Here is a 15,849-nt window from a genome sequence, read left to right as displayed (position 1 = left end):
ACCCGCTATCGGCGGGTTTTTTTATGCTTGAATTTTGAGTTTAGATTGTGAGCAGGCCTGTCCGGTCGCTCTACAACGGGAATTACTCTCGGCCAAGTGCTGGACGGTTAAGTGCTTCTTTAATTTTTGCGATGATAGCGACCCTGACTTCCGGAGGGACGGTAAATTTGTCGTTAAATGTTGACGAATTTTTCATCCGTTCATAGTTCTGTTTTGCACTTTCCGGAACCTTAAAGACCGTATCACTGTACTGCCAGTCGGATTCAATGACTGGAGGGAGCTCTTTTTCTGCGAACATTCGTTCAATGTCCTTGATGAAAGAGTCGGTGTTGTGAAGAACACGGCTTTTTGTAGAAACAGTCACCGAAATATACTCCTTCGGTGAGAAGTCGACATGATTTGAAATCCTATGCGCGACTTCCTTCTGGTCGTCGGGCACAAAGGGCTCCAAGTATTTCATGAACTCCTTCTTTTCCAGTTTCATCATCTGGTGAAGCGCTTCCGATTTTGCCGTTTTCTTGAGCTGTTGAATCGTCAGAAAATAAAGTATTCCCAGTAGGGCTGATAGTGCTGCTGTGGCAATCAGAATGATAAGCGGTCGGATGTCAGTAAAGACAATAAGAACCGGGATGACAACGGTCATCAGCATCAGCCAGATAGCAGAAAGCGTTTTGACGGTTCCTGTTTGGATATACCAAGGATAGTAGAGCTCTTCCTTAAAAATAGTGGTATCTAATTCCAATAGGTGTTCCAGAGCAGTTAGGTGGTTAAAACGGCGCATTCAATGTCCTCCAGGTGCAATACCCATAGAATTCCCCCATTTCATTACGGCTGCACGCGCTGCAGTAATGGCGTTTTCCGGAAGGCTTAGAATCGCGCCACCTACTTCTCTGTATTGTTTCATTTCTTGAGTAATATAGTGCTCGCCTTGAGCGCTTTCAACCACAAAGTTCGCGACCATGATTAGACTGACCATATGTCTGACCTTTTGGTCCTGGCTGAAATTTTGAATAAAATTCAGATCATGGTGCAAGAGGATGGATTTATAGATTTCAGAACTCAGGTTCCACTTTTTTGCAAGAAGAGCGCCAAGGAAAGTGTGGTTGGTCAGGAAAAGACGTTCTTCTTGTTTGATCGCATTTTCAGGGTTTGCCAGATGAATTTGGAATAAGCTGGCATACTCTTTCGGCTTTGAACGCAAAAGATAGATGGCACCGATATTCTGCATCAATCCAGCCATGTAGGCTTCAGTTCTGGAAACATCATAGACCCAAAAGGAAAGTTCTGCTGCGGCCAACCCGGCTTGGGCACCATGTTTGAGTATCTCTTTTTCTTGAGGCGATTGGGCGATTTTATGGCTCAAGGTGCTTGCAAGAAAAAGGTCGCTGATGTCATTGAGCCCTAACAGGTTAACGGCGGCTTTTGCATCTGTGATGTTCGACTTTTCGGCGGTTACATTGCTGTTGACCAATTTTAGAAAGTCGCCGAGCAATTCTGAGTTGTGGGCGATCAGATTGGCTATTGTGACCGTGTTGGGATGTGTTTTTTCCAGTTCTTCACGAATGCGGATAACTTCTTCGGGAATGCATTGCAGTCCAATCTGTTCAATGATGAGTGCCGCCCGAGTCAGTTGTTGTTGCATGGGAATTTAACCTGTTTTGATTAAATGTTTTACAAAAGACGTGAAAAACCTTTGCAACTCCGATTCTATCAGCTTGTTAGAGAATCAACTAATAAAAAAAACAGGCATTTTATAGACTGTGCCGGTTGGATGGTGATAGTAAAAATGAAAAAAGTTAAAAACCATAGTGGATTGATTACACGAGGTTTTTTGTCGTCGATAATTTTATTTGATAAAATTATGTCTACATCATTTTTATGTAAGTAAAGCATTATAGATATGATCTCTTCAGCGACAGGCGGTTACACCTATCCTAATTATGCTCCCATAACGAATCGGGAGCAGGGTATCGTGCCTGCCGAATCTTTGAAGAGCCAGCCTTCGATTCAAATTGTGGATCGTAGTCAAACGTCTGCCCCGGCGAGTCAAAATTCAAATAAGCCTCAGTCTGAACAGAAGGACCAAAATGGTTCATCTTTATCGCAGAATAAAGCAACCGCTCAAACTTCAAGCAGTAATGAGAACGAACAGGCTGTACAGCAGGTCGTAAATCAATTAAAGGCAAGAGATTCTGAAGTGCGTGCTCATGAAATGGCGCATTTAGGGGCTGCGGGCGGTTATGCGACCAGCGGGGCTTCTTATGCCTATCAGGTAGGACCGGACGGAAAACGTTATGCAATCGGCGGTGAAGTTGGAATTGATATTTCACCGGTCGCAGGTGATCCTCAAGCGACTCTGCAAAAAGCGGCGGTGGTTCAACGTGCTGCTTTGGCGCCGGCGCAACCTTCTTCTCAGGATTACAGGGTGGCGAGTGCGGCGGCTCAGATGGCGGCTCAGGCTAGAATGGAATTGACTCAAAAAGAGGATGTTCAGGAAGCCGGTGCGGAGAACGACGGTGATTCCGACGATTCGGGTTCGGGAAATGAATCTTCTGGTGATTCGAGCAGAGTAGAAACTTCAAGTCGTATTAATGAGTCTCAATCCCAAATGAACAGTGCGGATCTTCAGGCGAGTCGAAACGAGTTTGATTTGAGACTTTCGTTTCAGAGAATGGCCTAGACGAAACGCCTAAGCATTTATATCTTGGATTGCAAAAATGGGAAGTCGATTAGTTGACCGGGCAGAACGTATCCTGCATCGCACCCATTAATTTCAAAATGTTTGGATCTCTAACTTTGCAAAGAATTTTGCTGCCTTCACGGCGTGATGTGATGATCTCTTTTTCACGCAAGATATCGATGTGTTGGGAAATGTTACTTTGAGTCGTGCCGACTTTTGCAACGATATCCATGACTGGTAATTCATTTTCACCGATGACGCATAGAATTTTCAGTCTAAGAGGGTGACCCATGGCTTTAAGTGCCTTAGAAGCTTTGTTGATATTTTCTTCTTTCATCTCAAACAATTCAGATTCTTGCATATCGGGTTTCACCATTTAACTTTATAAAGATATTATTAATTGATTTTAATGAAAACCAAACTCTATGTCACGAAAACTTCATTTATAATGGCAGAAATATAATTTTATACAGACGCTCGAATTGATTTATATTTTTTTAATGGATTAATCAGTGTCTTAAAACAGCTGGAGACTCAAGTGAGTATAACGGTATACAAGAAAGCAACATGGATGGGAGTTGGTGCCTTGATCGGTGCCTTGATCGTAGTTACGTCTAGTGTGATGGCTGACAAGCCTCAGAACGAAGTCGCTCCGGACTCAGCGGTTCAGCAAGAGAAAGTGACGTTGCCGTTGCAGGAGCTCCGAGCGTTTGCGGAAGTCTTTGAACGAGTTTCCAACGACTACGTAGAAGAAGTTGATGAAAAGAAACTGCTTGAGGGCGCAATCAGCGGCATGTTGTCGAGTCTGGATCCGCATTCCGCATATCTGCCACCGAAAAGTTTCGAGGAAATGGAAGAACACACCAAAGGTGAATTCGGCGGTTTGGGTATGGAAGTCGGCATGGAAGACGGTTTCGTCAAAGTCATTTCACCGATTGACGATACGCCTGCACAAAAGGCCGGAGTCAAGGCCGGAGATTTGATCGTAAAACTGGGTGACGAACCGGTTAAGGGTAAGACCTTGAGTGAGGCCGTGAAAATCATGCGCGGTAAGCCGGGCACGAAGCTTAAGCTAACCATCGTTAGAAAAGGCAATGATGCTCCGATCGTTCTTGAAATCACCCGAGCGGTTATCAAGGTGAAAAGTGTTAAGCAGAGATTGTTGAAAGACGGTGTTGGTTATGTGCGTATCAGTCAGTTCCAGATCCGTACCGGGCAAGATCTGGTTAATGCGATTGAAAAGCTGGATGAAGAGAACAAAGGGCCTATTAATGGGCTGGTTCTGGATTTGCGTAACAACCCGGGCGGCGTTTTGACTGCGGCTGTTCAGGTGTCGGATGCATTTCTGAATGAAGGATTGATCGTTTACACTGAGGGTAGAATCAAGAATTCGAAGATGCGTTTTGAAGCCCAGCAAGGCGATATCATGAAAGGGCGTCCGGTTGTGGTTCTGATCAATGAAGGTTCTGCGTCTGCGTCGGAAATCGTTGCGGGGGCTTTGCAGGACCAGAAGCGCGCTATCGTAGTGGGTCGTACCAGTTTCGGTAAAGGGTCGGTTCAAACGCTTTTACCTTTGAATAATGGCGCGGCGATTAAAGTAACTACAGCACGTTATTTCACGCCGCTAGGTCGTTCAATTCAGGCGGAAGGCATCAAGCCGGACATCAAGGTCGACCTGGTCAAGGTTGAGAAAGTAGATACTTCCGAGTTGGTGAGCGTCAAGGAAAAGGATCTTTCCGGTCACTTGGAAAACGGCAACGGTTCTGATAAGTCCAAAAAGACTAAGAGTGAAAAGGATGCCAAGAAGTTGGAAGAGATCAATGAGTTGCTTGAAAAGGATTATGAGTTGAACGAAGCATTGAGAGTACTCAAAACCATGTCCTTGGCGCAAAAAATGAAATAGCGTTTAAGATCAACAAAGCCACTTTCGAGTGGCTTTTTTGTTTGTATGAGGTGAGTGATGTCAAAAGTATTAGTGCCCTTAGCGCAAGGTTGTGAAGAATTAGAAGCGGTGACCATCATAGACCTGTTGGTTCGAGCAGGTGTGGATGTGACCTCTGCAAGTCTGGATGATGAGCGTGTCATCACGGCAAGTCGAGGCGTTCAGCTGATTGCTCAAACCACACTTGATGCTGTGATTGAGGAATCCTTCGATCTGATTGCACTTCCTGGTGGTTTACCCGGTGCAGATTATCTGATGCAGGATTCCAGGTTGATTAAGATGCTACAAAATACGGCTGACCGTGGCGGTTACGTCGCGGCGATCTGTGCTGCGCCGCAAGTATTGGTAGAGGCAGGCCTATTGGAAAACCGGCAGGCTACCAGTTTCCCAGGTGTGATTGATCGCAAGCCTGCTGATGGAATGCGGTATCTGGACGAACCGGTGGTTGAGGACGGTAAGATCATCACTTCGAAAGGTCCGGGAACGGCAATGGATTTCGCATTGACCCTGATTGAAAGACTTGAGGGAGGCGAAAAACGCCGTCAGGTCGAGCAAGGTTTGCAACGGCCTTAAGTTTTTTCAAATCTTTTTTAGACCCTCTTTGGTCTCTTCTGAAAGCCGGTTTTAACAACCGGCTTTTTTCTTGTTTTTACTAAATCCACATTATTTTTTGAAACAAAGTTTTATTCCCGAGGTCTCTTAATTGGAAGGGGGTGATTTCAAACAGGCGTTTTTTGTTTGGAACAACCGGAGTATGAACATGATGAAGAATACACGCAGGGGCTTTATGACGTTCATATGCATCTCAATCGCGACCGTCGCAGGAGCGGCGTCCGCAGCGGGAAACCCCTTTGGGTTGGTGAATGTGCAGTCAAGTTATCAAAATATAACGGATATTCCTTGTCCAAAACCAGTTGAAGGTCGTTGCGGTGAAATTCCTGCGCCAAGACCCGTGGAAGGTGGATGTGGCGTCAAAAGATAAATCAATCACAATAAGGAACGTGCGGAGAACGGTTCTGTAAGACTTTAAAAGCCATCAATCACGGTGGCTTTTAACTCTTATCCATAAATGGAAAGATGAAATAAACCTTTGGATTTAAGGTCTTCTTAAGTTGGAAGGGGAAATTATTTGTATAGATAACATTGGAGAGAGGTCATGAATAAACAAACACGTAGAGATTTTTTGAAGCTTGCCGGTGCCTCTCTGGTATCAGCAAGTGGGATGGCTTCAGCGGCGGAGAATCCTTTTGGTTTCACTGAAATGAAAAATGGATATTCTCAAGTGGCTGAGGCATCGCCTGAAGGGACTTGCGGAAATAAGCCGGCTCCGAAACCTAAACCTACTGAAGGAACGTGCGGAAGTAAACCGGCTCCGGAGCCTGATCCGATTGAATAAATAGGAAACATGCGATTGGATAGTTCGGTACGAGTGGCAAATGGCTTATTCGTCGAGGCAGGTTAGAAACTATAAAATTAAAAGCCACCGTTTTATGAGGTGGCTTTTTCATTTATATTGTTAGGGTAAATGAACAGGCCTGCTCAGTTTTAAAATCGAGAAGATTATGCAAATTAGACAATATCCGGTACAAGGCGTTGGTTTGGGGTTGAGACGCAGCTTCTTTGATGAAGTGGTTGAGACGCCCGATCTGGCGATCGACTTCATGGAAATCGCCCCTGAAAATTGGTTGCATTTTGGCGGACGCCAGGGGCGGCAGCTTAGGGTTTTGACCGAACGTTGGCCTTTCCTGTGTCACGGATTGTCTTTGGATTTGGGTGGACCGCATCCATTGGATGAAGATTATGTGCGCGAGTTGAAAGGCTTTTTCGACCAGCATGACATCCGTGCCTATACCGAACATTTGAGCTATTGCGGTGACAGCGGTCACCTGTACGATTTGATGCCGATTCCGTTCACCGAAGAGGCGGTCAAATATGTGGCGGAACGCATCAAGCGTGTGCAGGATATTCTTGAACGTCGCATCGGAATCGAGAACGTCTCCTTTTACGCCATGCCTTCGCATGAAATGACCGAACAGGAGTTTATTCGAGCCGTATTGGACGAAGCAGACTGCGACCTTTTGTTCGACGTTAACAACACTTACGTGAATGCCATCAATCATGGCTATTCGGCCGAAGAATACATGAAGTCGATGCCGACTGAGCGCATTGTGTACTTGCATATGGCGGGGCATTTCGACGAAGCGGATGATCTTAAGATCGATACCCACGGTCAGCCGGTAAAAGAGCAGGTGTGGCAGTTGCTGGAACAGACCTATGAACAACACGGATTGATTCCGACCTTGTTGGAACGTGATTTCAACATTCCTCCGATGGCCGAATTGATGCAGGAGGTCGAACAGATTCGCGATTATCAAAACCAGTGGAGAGCACGATATGGCGAATGATTCAATCGCTCAACCCCATTTCCAGAAGTTGCAACAGCAATTCGCAGAGCATATCCGCAATCCTGAAAAACCGTATGCACCCAAAGGCGAACAACAGATTGAACCACGGCGTCTGGAAGTGTATGAATCTCTTTTTTTCAACAACGTCGAAGGCTTTTTTAATTCGCTCTTTCCGGTGACTTCGGCTGTACTCGGTGAGGACCGATGGCAGCAATTGATGCGCGAATACATGATCAAACACCGGGCGCGCACGCCGCTTTTCCACCGACTGGGAGAAGAGTTTTTAGCGTTTTTAAATGACAGTTACGAACCCCAGCAACAAGATCCAACTTTCTTGTTGGAGTTGGCGCATTACGAATGGGTGGAGTTGGCGCTCGGAATTTCACCTGAAGAGGCGGACTCTAATCCAACGGGATTGAAAGCGGATCTTCAGCAGGCCTATCAGCTTTCTCCTGTGGCCTGGCCTTTGGTCTACGATTGGCCGGTTCAGCAGATTTCGGTTGATTACCAGCCGGAAACGGCACCGGAACAGGTCACGACATTACTGGTTTTCCGTAATGCCGACGATCGGGTCGAATTCATGGAGATTGCTCCTTTGCTTTATCAGTGGCTGACGGCTTTGAATGAGGCGGACAGTGCACGTGCCGCATTGATGCCGTTGACGGCAGAACTTGAACTCGATGAAGCGGCCCTTGAACAGTTTGCGGTTCAGACCTTACAGCAGTTGATCGATCTGAATATCATCCATCCAAGAAATGTTTAATTCTCGCCGTAACCGCCGCCGCCCGGCGTGTGGATAGCGAAGATTTCTCCGGCATCCAACTCCACAGTCAGGGTGCTATTCAATCCTTCTTTCGGTTCTGCATTCTCAACAGTCCTGTCCGAATCAGCTTTGATGACGTAGTGCTTTCCAACTTGTCCGGGAAGGCCGCCATCCATTCCGTAAGGCGGAATCAAGCGGTGGTTACTGAGCATGGACACCGTCATCGGTTTGAGGAATTCGAAATGTCGTTCGCAACCGTTTCCACCACGGTATTTACCTTGCCCGCCACTGCCGAGACGAATCGCAAACCGTCGCAGACGCACCGGGTAACGCAGTTCTAGAATTTCCGGATCGGTCAGTCGTGAGTTGGTCATGTGGCTATGGATGGCATCGTGACCTTCGTATCCGGGGCCTGCGCCCGTGCCGCCGCACAGGGTTTCATAATATTGCCAGGTATCGTCGCCGAAGGTCAGGTTGTTCATGGTTCCCTGAGAAGCCGCTTGAATCTGCAGGGCGCCGTATAAAGTATCCGTGACCACCTGTGAGGTCTCGACATTTCCGGCCACCACCGCGGCCGGATAGCTCGGGTTGAGCATCGAACCTTTTGGAACGATCAGTTCAACCGGACGCAGGAAACCGTCGTTCAACGGAATCGGCTGGTCGATCAGGGTGCGCAGTACATACAGGGTTGCGGCACGGGTGATGGCGTGCGGTGCATTGAAGTTGTTGTTCTGTTGGTCACTGCTGCCGCTGAAGTCGATAATCAATTTTTGGCCGGCCGGGGCTTTTTGGATGTTCACACAGACTTTGGAACCTTGGTCTGTCGGATAACAAAATTCGCCGGACTTGAGTTCAGGCAGCAGTTTGATGACGGCTTGTTCTGCATGGTTCAAAACATGCGTCATATAGTCGGTTACTGTTTCGACGCCGACGTTTCCACATAGTTCGACAAGTCCCTGAATCCCTCGTTGGTTAGCGGCAATTTGGGCGTGCAGGTCGTTGAGGTTCTGGTTGAGATTACGCACCGGATATTTGGCTTCGGTGAACAGTCGGCTGATCAAGTCGGTCTGGAAAACACCCTGTTTAACCAACGGCACACAATCCAAAAGTACGCCTTCCTGCTCGATGTGTTGGCTGGCGGCCGGCATCGAACCGGGCGTGAGTCCGCCGACATCGGCGTGGTGGCCGCGCGAGGCCACGAAAAACTGAAGTTCTCCGTCGACGAATACCGGTGAGATCAAGGTGATGTCCGGCAGGTGAGTTCCGCCTGCGTAAGGGTTGTTGAGGGCATAGGCATCACCGTCGCGAAGTGAATCACCGACCTTGTGGATGACGGCTTTGACCGATTCGCCCATCGAACCAAGATGCACCGGCACGTGCGGGGCATTGGCGATCAGTTGGCCTTGGGCGTCGAACAGGGCGCAGGAAAAATCCAGACGTTCTTTGATGTTGACCGAGTGCGCGGTTTTCGCCAAGGTGGCGCCCATCTGTTCGGCGATGGCCATGAAGCGGTTGTTGAATAATGCCAGTTGGATCGGATCGGGCTGTTTTGAATCAGTCGTATCGGAAGAATGTTCTTTGACTGCGGCCGTTGTTTGTTGCAACAACAGTTGTCCGTCACTTTGCAGTTGGGCGCACCAGTCGGGTTCGATCACCAGGGTACCGGTGTCTTCCAGAATCAGGGCGGGGCCGTGAATCTTCTGTTCCAAACTTATTGCAGGACGTTGGTAAACCGGGGCCGAATGCCATTGTCCGCCAGCGTAGAGGCGAACGGTTTCAATCGGCTGTGCCGGTTGGTCGCTTTCGATGGGGCAGTTCTCGGGTGAGTGTGCCTGCGAAGCGGCTTCGATGCTGATGCTGTTGATGACGACCGGAACGTCGGTCTGGACGAATCCGAATTGTCTGCGGTGCTGTTTGGCAAATTGCGCTTCGTAGTCGTTTGGCGATAGTGCAGAGTCGAAATTCAGATCGAGCAACGTATCGCTGCCACGGTAGTGAAGATGCAGCGTGATTTTGGTTTCCGCAGGCGTTTCGTTCTGTTCGCGCAGTTTTGAACAGGCCTGTTCGGTTTGTTCGAGAATCTGTGAATCGATTTCGTCGAGCTTTTGCAATTCCAATCCGTAGGAACGGGTTTCGATATGACTCTTTTTCGCCAAGCCCATGCCGTAGGCCGAGAGTACGCCCGAGTACGGGTGGAGCAGAACCTTGCTCATTCCCAGTTTGTCGGCCACCGCGCAGGCGTGCTGTCCTCCGGCACCGCCGAAGCTCACCAGCGTATAGTCTTTGACATCGTAACCGCGTTGGGTGGAGATTTTTTCAATGGCGCTGGCCATATGCTCGACCGCGATTTTCAATGCGCCTTCTGCCACGGTTTCGGGGGTGAGCTCGAGTTCTTCAGCGAGTTTGGAAAACGTTTGTCTAACCGCATCCAAATCCAAAGGCTGATCGGCATCGGGTCCGAAGACCGCAGGGAAATGCTGTGGTTGGATACGGCCGAGTAGTACGTTGCAGTCGGTGACGGTCAAAGGGCCGCCGCGTCGGTAAGCAGCAGGGCCGGGATTGGCTCCGGCGGATTCAGGACCGACCTGAAGTTCGCCTTGCAGAGCCTTGACGATGGAACCGCCGCCAGCGGCGACCGTGTGGATATCGAGCATCGGAACGCGCATCTGAACGCCGGCGACTTCGGTTTCGAAACTGCGTTCATAGACGCCTGCGTAGTGGGAGACGTCTGTGGAGGTGCCGCCCATATCGAAACCGATGATCTTGTCGTGTCCGGCCTGTTGCGCCGTGGTCACGGCACCGACGATTCCTCCAGCCGGTCCGGACAGAATCGCGTCTTTGCCTTGGAAGTTCGATGCGGCGGTGAGTCCACCATGGGATTGCATGAACTGCAAATCGACGCCCGGTAGTTCGTCGGCCACTTGTTGAACGTAGCGTCGCAGGATAGGGCTCAGATAAGCGTCGACCACGGCGGTGCGCCCGCGGGCGATGTATTTGATCAGGGCGCTACTTTGATGGGAGGTCGAAATCTGTCCGAAACCGGTTTCTTCAGCGAGTTTGGAGACGGTCTGTTCATGTTCAGGATTGAGGTAGGCGTGCAACAGGACGATGGCGACGGCATCGAACCCTTTCTGCTTTAATGTCTGTAGTTGACCTTTCACCTGTTCGAGATCGAGCGGTTCAATCTCTTTGCCATTGGCGTCAAGGCGGCCGTCGATTTCCATCGACGTCTCGTACAGCGGCTTCGGGGCATCGACCTTCAGGGCGAAGATGTCCGGCCGGTTCTGGTAGCCGATCTCCAAAGCGTCGGCGAATCCTCGGTTGGTGATTAGGGCGACCGGTTCGCCTTTGCGTTCCAACAGGGCGTTGGTGGCGACGGTGGTGCCCATCTTGACGCAGGCGATGCGTTCGACCGGAATCGAGACAGGCTCGGGGGCGTCAAGGAATAGTCGGATGCCCGCAATCGCCGCATCCCGATACTGTTCGGGGTTTTCCGACAGCAGTTTATGAGTGTGCAGTTTACCTTGAGGGTCCAGGGCGACGATGTCGGTGAAAGTGCCGCCGCGGTCGATCCAGAATTGCCATTGTGCTTGAGTCATCGCCGTGTCAGATTTGTTGTTCGGGAAATGCACACATTATCGTGACTCCTTCTGTAAAGTAAAGCCGGTGATGGGGTATCATAAGGATTATTTCATATTCGGACGCCGCCGTCCGTCCCGAGAATGAAGTCTTGCGGCTTCACTCGGAAACTCGGCGGTTTAGACAATTTATCAATCACCTCTGAATCATTATGGCTATGGCGAAAAATCGGAAAAACATGGAAACCGCAGTTTGGCACTGGATGTTCTGGAAACGGGTCATCATCTATTTTCTACAGCGCAAGGGTTCCGATGCGGTGGGTATCCTCGCCTATACCTCGCTACTGGGAATCGTGCCGATGTTGGCTGTGATGCTGAGTTTGTTTTCGGTCTCTTCCTATTTCGCCGATTTCGAATCTCTTGTGATGGATCAGGTTGTGCATAATTTGATTCCGTCATCCCAGCCGGTGATCGAGTCCTACCTAATGACTTTCTCGCAGCAGGCGGTCAATCTGAAAGGGCCAGGGATTATCGTGATGTTGGTCACCACCATCATGTTGTTGTGGAAGGTAGACGATAAACTGAACGGACTGTGGCCGGAAGGACGCCGGAGACGCTGGTGGGTGAGCTTGTTGCACTATTTGGGCGTGAGTCTGCTCGGACCGATTCTTTTGGGACTTAGTCTCCTGACCAGTTCTTACCTGTTGGCACTGCCGTTGTTAAGCGACGCCTATCCGTTTTTGGAGAAACTGACTTTCGGTATCAGCCTGTTGCCGTTCTTGTTTTCGTTCTTGGGATTCTCGGCGTTGTATAAATTCGTGCCGCGTCATCAGGTTAGTGGCAAGGCAGCGATGATCGGCGGCCTGTTCGCGACTTTGCAGTTGGAAGTGTTGAAGAGCGGGTTCGGCTTGTATGTGCAGTGGTTCCCATCCTATAACGTGATTTACGGCGCATTCGCGGCCGTGCCTCTGTTCCTGTTATGGCTGTATATCATGTGGTTCATCGTCATCTGGAACGGTGTGGTGGTTGCAGTGTTGAACGGCCGTTATGTTTCCGGTGACGAAGACGAACTTCAAGTTGATGAACGAAAAACAGTCCGGGATGAGATTGTGAAAGCCAAGGAAGAAGATGAGTCTTCGGATGTTCCGGAAAAACGCGAGTTGAAGTCGGCGGAGCAGGCCGGATGAGGATTCCGTTTTCCGTGTGGATGCTTTCGGCGGCCTTGCTGCTGGTCATGGGATTAAGTTTGCAGTCCGGCAGTATCGAATTGAGCTGGTGGGAAATCTGGACAGGCCTGTCCGAACAACAAAGCCTGGTGGTTTGGGAGATTCGTCTGCCCCGTATCCTGATGGCTGCTTTGGTCGGGGCTGGTTTGGCCGTGGCAGGTGTGAGTCTGCAGGCGCTGTTCCGTAATCCATTGGCCGAACCGGGTCTGATCGGCGTTTCCAGCAGCGCGGCTTTGGGTGCGGTGCTGGTGATTGTGCTTGGTGCTGCCCTATGGGGTGAGGTTCAGAGCTGGCAGATGAGTTTGTCTGCGTTTGCGGCAGCCGCGGCGGCGACGCTTCTTCTCTATTCAATCGCCACGCGAAACGGCCATACCGACGTGGCTTTGATGTTGCTGGCCGGCGTGGCCCTGAATGCAATCGCCGGGGCTCTGACCGGCTTGCTGATTACGGTTTCCAGTGATGTGCAGTTGCGTTCGGTGATGTTCTGGATGATGGGGTCCTTTTCCAGTATCTCGTGGCAGAGCGTCGGTCTGATGACGTTTGTGGGGTTGATTGTTTTGGTTCGTCTGATGAGTTTGAGCCGTGCTTTGAATGCGTTGCTTCTGGGCGAGCAGAGTTGTCTGCACATGGGGTATGCACTGCAATCTCTTAAATTTCAGATCATGGGATTGAGTGCCCTTCTGGTCGGTGTTTCGGTCTCTTTGGTAGGTGTGATCGGTTTTGTCGGTCTGATGGTGCCGCACATGGTTCGCCTTTGGGTCGGTCCCGACCACCGGTATTTAATTCCGTTGAGTGCTTTGGGTGGTGCCGTGCTGTTGGTACTGGCTGACTGGTTGGCCAGATTGGCGATGCAGCCGGCGGAGTTGCCGATTGGTTTGCTGATGGCGCTTTTGGGGGGGCCGTTCTTTTTGATGATGCTGTTGAAGCGGCGCGGGGTGCGGTTATGAATCCAACCAACTCTGCTTTTGATTCCAAGCACGACATTGTTTTTGAGGGTTTGCATTACGAGACCGATGGCAATACTTTGCTAATGGGGATGTCGGGTCGTTTCGAGAGTGGCCGGGTGCATGCGATTCTGGGATGCAACGGTGCAGGTAAAACGAGCTTGCTCCGATGCCTGACCAAAGAATGGACCCCGAACCGCGGGCAGGTTCTGTTCAAGGAGCGTGACTTAGAGCAATGGACTTACCGTGAGTTGGCGTTGCAAAGATCGGTATTGCCTCAGAGTCAGGATTTGGCGTTTTCGTTTCTGGTGGAGCAGTTGGTCATGCTTGGCTTTGACGCACAAGGTATCTCGCCTGAGGAGTGCGAGACGCAGATGCAGGAAGTTCTTGAAGTCTGCGATATTCTCCATTTAGCTAAACGCGATTACCTGACGCTTTCGGGCGGTGAGAAAAAACGTGCTCAACTGGCACGAGTGCTGGCGCAGATCTGGCCGAAAAACCCGGAATCCGGCGATGCCTTCTCGGGAAAGTGGCTGTTTTTGGACGAATGGTCGGATGGATTGGATTTGAAACATCAGGTTCGTCTAGGGCGGTTTTTCCGTCAGTGGAGTCGGCAAGGGTTGGGCGTGGTGATGATTCTGCATGATCTGAACCAGATATTACAGTGGTCGGATCGATGTCTGTTGTTGAAAGCGGGACGGGTATTCGCACAGGGCGACGCTTCAGAGGTGATGACGGCGGATAATATCGAAGCCGTTCTGGGGGTGAAAATCAATGTCTGGCAGCCTTCGAAGAGCGACGTGCCGATGCTGTTTCCCGACCTGAGGCAAGAGTAGATTCTTTTTTTCAGAAAATACAGCTATCTAGGAAAGATTTTCTCTGTTTTTCGGTCTATAAGGTTACTAAGGTAGTGATTATTTTTTAATAGGAAGACACCGGCGCCGATATGGACAACAAACACCGATTTTTCGAGCAGTTGGTCAGTGCATACAGCAACGACTTGTATCGCTACGCCTACTGGTTGTGCAAGCAGCCGACGGTAGCGGAGGATTTGGTGCAAGAAACCTTTTCCCGTGCTTGGAAGTCTCTGGATAAACTCCACGACGAAAAAGCGGCGAAAGCCTGGCTGATTACAATCCTGCGTCACGAGAATGCACGCATGTACGAGAAGTTTCAGCCGCAATTGGTGGAGATCGAAGAGAGTCTGGCTTCCGATGACGGTAGCAACGAACCTTCCCTGAGTTTGGAGCAGCACCAGCTTCATCAGGCGATCATGGAATTGCCCGTTGAATATAAAGAACCGTTGATACTACAGATTTTGTGGGGATTCAGTGGCGAAGAGATATCCGAGCAGCTCGATCTCAAGCTGGCAACCGTTAATACACGGTTGTTCCGGGCACGCCACCAACTCAAAGAAATATTGAACGGACACACCCATAACCCTTCTAAACAGATTTCGGGAAAGGTTAGAAAATGAATGAATTAGAATTTAGAAAAAGATTGTTGCACAACCCTCAGGTGCTGGACAATGAAATGGTGATGTTTGTGAACCGGGAGCCGGAGTTCAAGTCGCTGATCAAACAGTATCGTGAGCTGGATCAGATGGTTCACGATGTGTTGAAGGTCGAGATTCCCGAAGGGTTGAAAGCGCGGATACTTCTGAACGAAAGTTACCGTGAAATTGCAAAATCTACCCAAAAGGTTTCTGATTTCAATGACGCCTTGGATTCAGCGGACGTGATCGAATGCTCCTGTCGTGTTCAGAAATCCAAGCAGGCCGGATTGGTTTCCTGGTTTTCTCGTGGGCATTTTTCAAAACTGAACGTTAAGGCGAGAGTGGCGGCGAGTGTATTGGTCGCGGTTCTGTTTGTCGGGCTGTGGCAGGCTCAACATTACTATGACTCCACGATTACGGGTGACGAAATGGTGGCACACATTCTTGATCATATGGCGGAAGACCCCTCTTTAATGTTGGCTCAGACCCCGCCTCATTCAGCCGGCGAAATAAAGGCACTATTCACCAAGGTCGGTGCGACGCTTGAGAAACCGATCGGTTCGATGAGCTATGCCGGAGAGTGCGTGATCGAGGGACAGAAGGGGTTGCACATCGTCATGCAGGATGAAGCTGGCCCAGTCACCGTTATCGTGATGCCGGGACAGCAGTTGACCGCGATGGAAGCGTTTAAGGCTGGTGGTTACACCGGCGAGTTGATTCCGGTCAAAGGCGGCATCGTGGCGATTGTCGGCAACAGCATGGAGCAGCTGGCCTTGGCGCAGATGCGTTTCTTTGAGGCGGTTCGTTTCGCTTGAA

At 49.9% G+C, this 15,849-nt stretch carries 15 protein-coding genes; 11 read left to right on the top strand and 4 right to left on the bottom strand.

What is annotated here, in order from left to right; all coding sequences use genetic code 11:
* Window positions 1-82: 82 nt before the first annotated feature.
* Window positions 83-781 (bottom strand): hypothetical protein, encoded by a 699-nt coding sequence (locus QCB45_RS05290; RefSeq protein ID WP_279419805.1) that lies wholly within the window; start codon window positions 779-781, stop codon window positions 83-85.
* A complete protein-coding gene (locus QCB45_RS05285; protein WP_279419804.1) occupies window positions 782-1,642 on the bottom strand; it encodes an HDOD domain-containing protein in 861 nt (286 codons plus the stop codon). It lies immediately after the preceding gene.
* A gap of 258 nt (window positions 1,643-1,900) precedes the next feature.
* Between QCB45_RS05285 and QCB45_RS05280 the strand changes: the two genes are divergently transcribed.
* A complete protein-coding gene (locus QCB45_RS05280; protein ID WP_279419803.1) occupies window positions 1,901-2,680 on the top strand; it encodes a putative metalloprotease CJM1_0395 family protein in 780 nt (259 codons plus the stop codon).
* Window positions 2,681-2,729: 49 nt separating this feature from the next.
* Here QCB45_RS05280 and QCB45_RS05275 read toward each other — a convergent pair whose 3' ends face one another.
* Entirely contained in the window at window positions 2,730-3,041 is a 312-nt protein-coding gene (locus QCB45_RS05275; RefSeq protein WP_279419802.1) for a metalloregulator ArsR/SmtB family transcription factor, read from the bottom strand.
* A gap of 210 nt (window positions 3,042-3,251) precedes the next feature.
* On the opposite strand from QCB45_RS05275, the gene QCB45_RS05270 reads away from it, so the two are divergent.
* From QCB45_RS05270 to QCB45_RS05250, 5 genes are all read left to right on the top strand, one after another.
* Window positions 3,252-4,583, top strand: a complete 1,332-nt coding sequence (locus QCB45_RS05270) for a S41 family peptidase (RefSeq protein ID WP_279420013.1) — start codon at window positions 3,252-3,254, stop codon at window positions 4,581-4,583.
* 57 nt (window positions 4,584-4,640) lie between these two features.
* Window positions 4,641-5,195, top strand: a complete 555-nt coding sequence (locus tag QCB45_RS05265) for a DJ-1 family glyoxalase III (protein WP_279419801.1) — start codon at window positions 4,641-4,643, stop codon at window positions 5,193-5,195.
* 583 nt (window positions 5,196-5,778) lie between these two features.
* Complete coding sequence (locus QCB45_RS05260; RefSeq protein ID WP_279419800.1) at window positions 5,779-6,018, top strand: twin-arginine translocation signal domain-containing protein; 240 nt, start codon at window positions 5,779-5,781, stop codon at window positions 6,016-6,018.
* A gap of 166 nt (window positions 6,019-6,184) precedes the next feature.
* Window positions 6,185-7,027, top strand: coding sequence for a DUF692 domain-containing protein (locus QCB45_RS05255; RefSeq protein ID WP_279419799.1), 843 nt, complete (start codon window positions 6,185-6,187; stop codon window positions 7,025-7,027).
* Entirely contained in the window at window positions 7,017-7,790 is a 774-nt protein-coding gene (locus tag QCB45_RS05250) for a putative DNA-binding domain-containing protein (RefSeq protein ID WP_279419798.1), read from the top strand. The genes QCB45_RS05255 and QCB45_RS05250 overlap by 11 nt, the downstream gene beginning before the upstream one ends.
* Here the strand turns inward: QCB45_RS05250 and QCB45_RS05245 are convergent.
* Entirely contained in the window at window positions 7,787-11,422 is a 3,636-nt protein-coding gene (locus QCB45_RS05245) for a hydantoinase B/oxoprolinase family protein (RefSeq protein WP_279419797.1), read from the bottom strand. The genes QCB45_RS05250 and QCB45_RS05245 overlap by 4 nt on opposite strands.
* A gap of 185 nt (window positions 11,423-11,607) precedes the next feature.
* Here QCB45_RS05245 and QCB45_RS05240 point away from each other — a divergent pair, with 185 nt between their 5' ends.
* From QCB45_RS05240 to QCB45_RS05220, 5 genes are all read left to right on the top strand, one after another.
* Window positions 11,608-12,555: a YihY family inner membrane protein gene (locus tag QCB45_RS05240; protein ID WP_279419796.1), complete on the top strand. Its 948-nt coding sequence runs from the start codon at window positions 11,608-11,610 to the stop codon at window positions 12,553-12,555.
* Window positions 12,552-13,541: an iron ABC transporter permease gene (locus QCB45_RS05235; RefSeq protein ID WP_279419795.1), complete on the top strand. Its 990-nt coding sequence runs from the start codon at window positions 12,552-12,554 to the stop codon at window positions 13,539-13,541. Before QCB45_RS05240 ends, QCB45_RS05235 begins: the two co-directional genes overlap by 4 nt.
* Entirely contained in the window at window positions 13,538-14,374 is an 837-nt protein-coding gene (locus QCB45_RS05230; protein ID WP_279419794.1) for an ATP-binding cassette domain-containing protein, read from the top strand. Before QCB45_RS05235 ends, QCB45_RS05230 begins: the two co-directional genes overlap by 4 nt.
* Window positions 14,375-14,484: 110 nt before the next feature.
* The gene (locus QCB45_RS05225; protein WP_279419793.1) at window positions 14,485-15,015 is read left to right on the top strand and encodes a sigma-70 family RNA polymerase sigma factor; all 531 of its coding nucleotides are present in this window, start codon (window positions 14,485-14,487) and stop codon (window positions 15,013-15,015) included.
* Window positions 15,012-15,848 carry a DUF3379 family protein gene (locus QCB45_RS05220; protein WP_279419792.1) on the top strand — a complete coding sequence of 279 codons (837 nt, stop codon included), beginning with the start codon at window positions 15,012-15,014 and terminating at the stop codon, window positions 15,846-15,848. Before QCB45_RS05225 ends, QCB45_RS05220 begins: the two co-directional genes overlap by 4 nt.
* Window position 15,849 lies beyond the last annotated feature (1 nt).

The sequence above is a fragment of the Thiomicrorhabdus sp. ZW0627 genome, assembly GCF_029767005.1.
Classification (GTDB): Bacteria; Pseudomonadota; Gammaproteobacteria; order Thiomicrospirales; family Thiomicrospiraceae; genus Thiomicrorhabdus.
Note: the sequence above shows the minus strand (reverse complement) of the source record. Positions and strands in the feature narration are given on the sequence as shown.

Bases quoted from the DNA above. Each gene is read 5' to 3' on its own strand.
- QCB45_RS05290 (WP_279419805.1), bottom strand. From the start codon at position 781: ATGCGCCGTTTTAACCACCTAACTGCTCTGGAACACCTATTGGAATTA.
- QCB45_RS05285 (WP_279419804.1), bottom strand. From the start codon at position 1,642: ATGCAACAACAACTGACTCGGGCGGCACTCATCATTGAACAGATTGGA.
- QCB45_RS05280 (WP_279419803.1), top strand. From the start codon at position 1,901: ATGATCTCTTCAGCGACAGGCGGTTACACCTATCCTAATTATGCTCCC.
- QCB45_RS05275 (WP_279419802.1), bottom strand. From the start codon at position 3,041: ATGCAAGAATCTGAATTGTTTGAGATGAAAGAAGAAAATATCAACAAA.
- QCB45_RS05270 (WP_279420013.1), top strand. From the start codon at position 3,252: ATGGGAGTTGGTGCCTTGATCGGTGCCTTGATCGTAGTTACGTCTAGT.
- QCB45_RS05265 (WP_279419801.1), top strand. From the start codon at position 4,641: ATGTCAAAAGTATTAGTGCCCTTAGCGCAAGGTTGTGAAGAATTAGAA.
- QCB45_RS05260 (WP_279419800.1), top strand. From the start codon at position 5,779: ATGAATAAACAAACACGTAGAGATTTTTTGAAGCTTGCCGGTGCCTCT.
- QCB45_RS05255 (WP_279419799.1), top strand. From the start codon at position 6,185: ATGCAAATTAGACAATATCCGGTACAAGGCGTTGGTTTGGGGTTGAGA.
- QCB45_RS05250 (WP_279419798.1), top strand. From the start codon at position 7,017: ATGGCGAATGATTCAATCGCTCAACCCCATTTCCAGAAGTTGCAACAG.
- QCB45_RS05240 (WP_279419796.1), top strand. From the start codon at position 11,608: ATGGAAACCGCAGTTTGGCACTGGATGTTCTGGAAACGGGTCATCATC.
- QCB45_RS05235 (WP_279419795.1), top strand. From the start codon at position 12,552: ATGAGGATTCCGTTTTCCGTGTGGATGCTTTCGGCGGCCTTGCTGCTG.
- QCB45_RS05230 (WP_279419794.1), top strand. From the start codon at position 13,538: ATGAATCCAACCAACTCTGCTTTTGATTCCAAGCACGACATTGTTTTT.
- QCB45_RS05225 (WP_279419793.1), top strand. From the start codon at position 14,485: ATGGACAACAAACACCGATTTTTCGAGCAGTTGGTCAGTGCATACAGC.
- QCB45_RS05220 (WP_279419792.1), top strand. From the start codon at position 15,012: ATGAATGAATTAGAATTTAGAAAAAGATTGTTGCACAACCCTCAGGTG.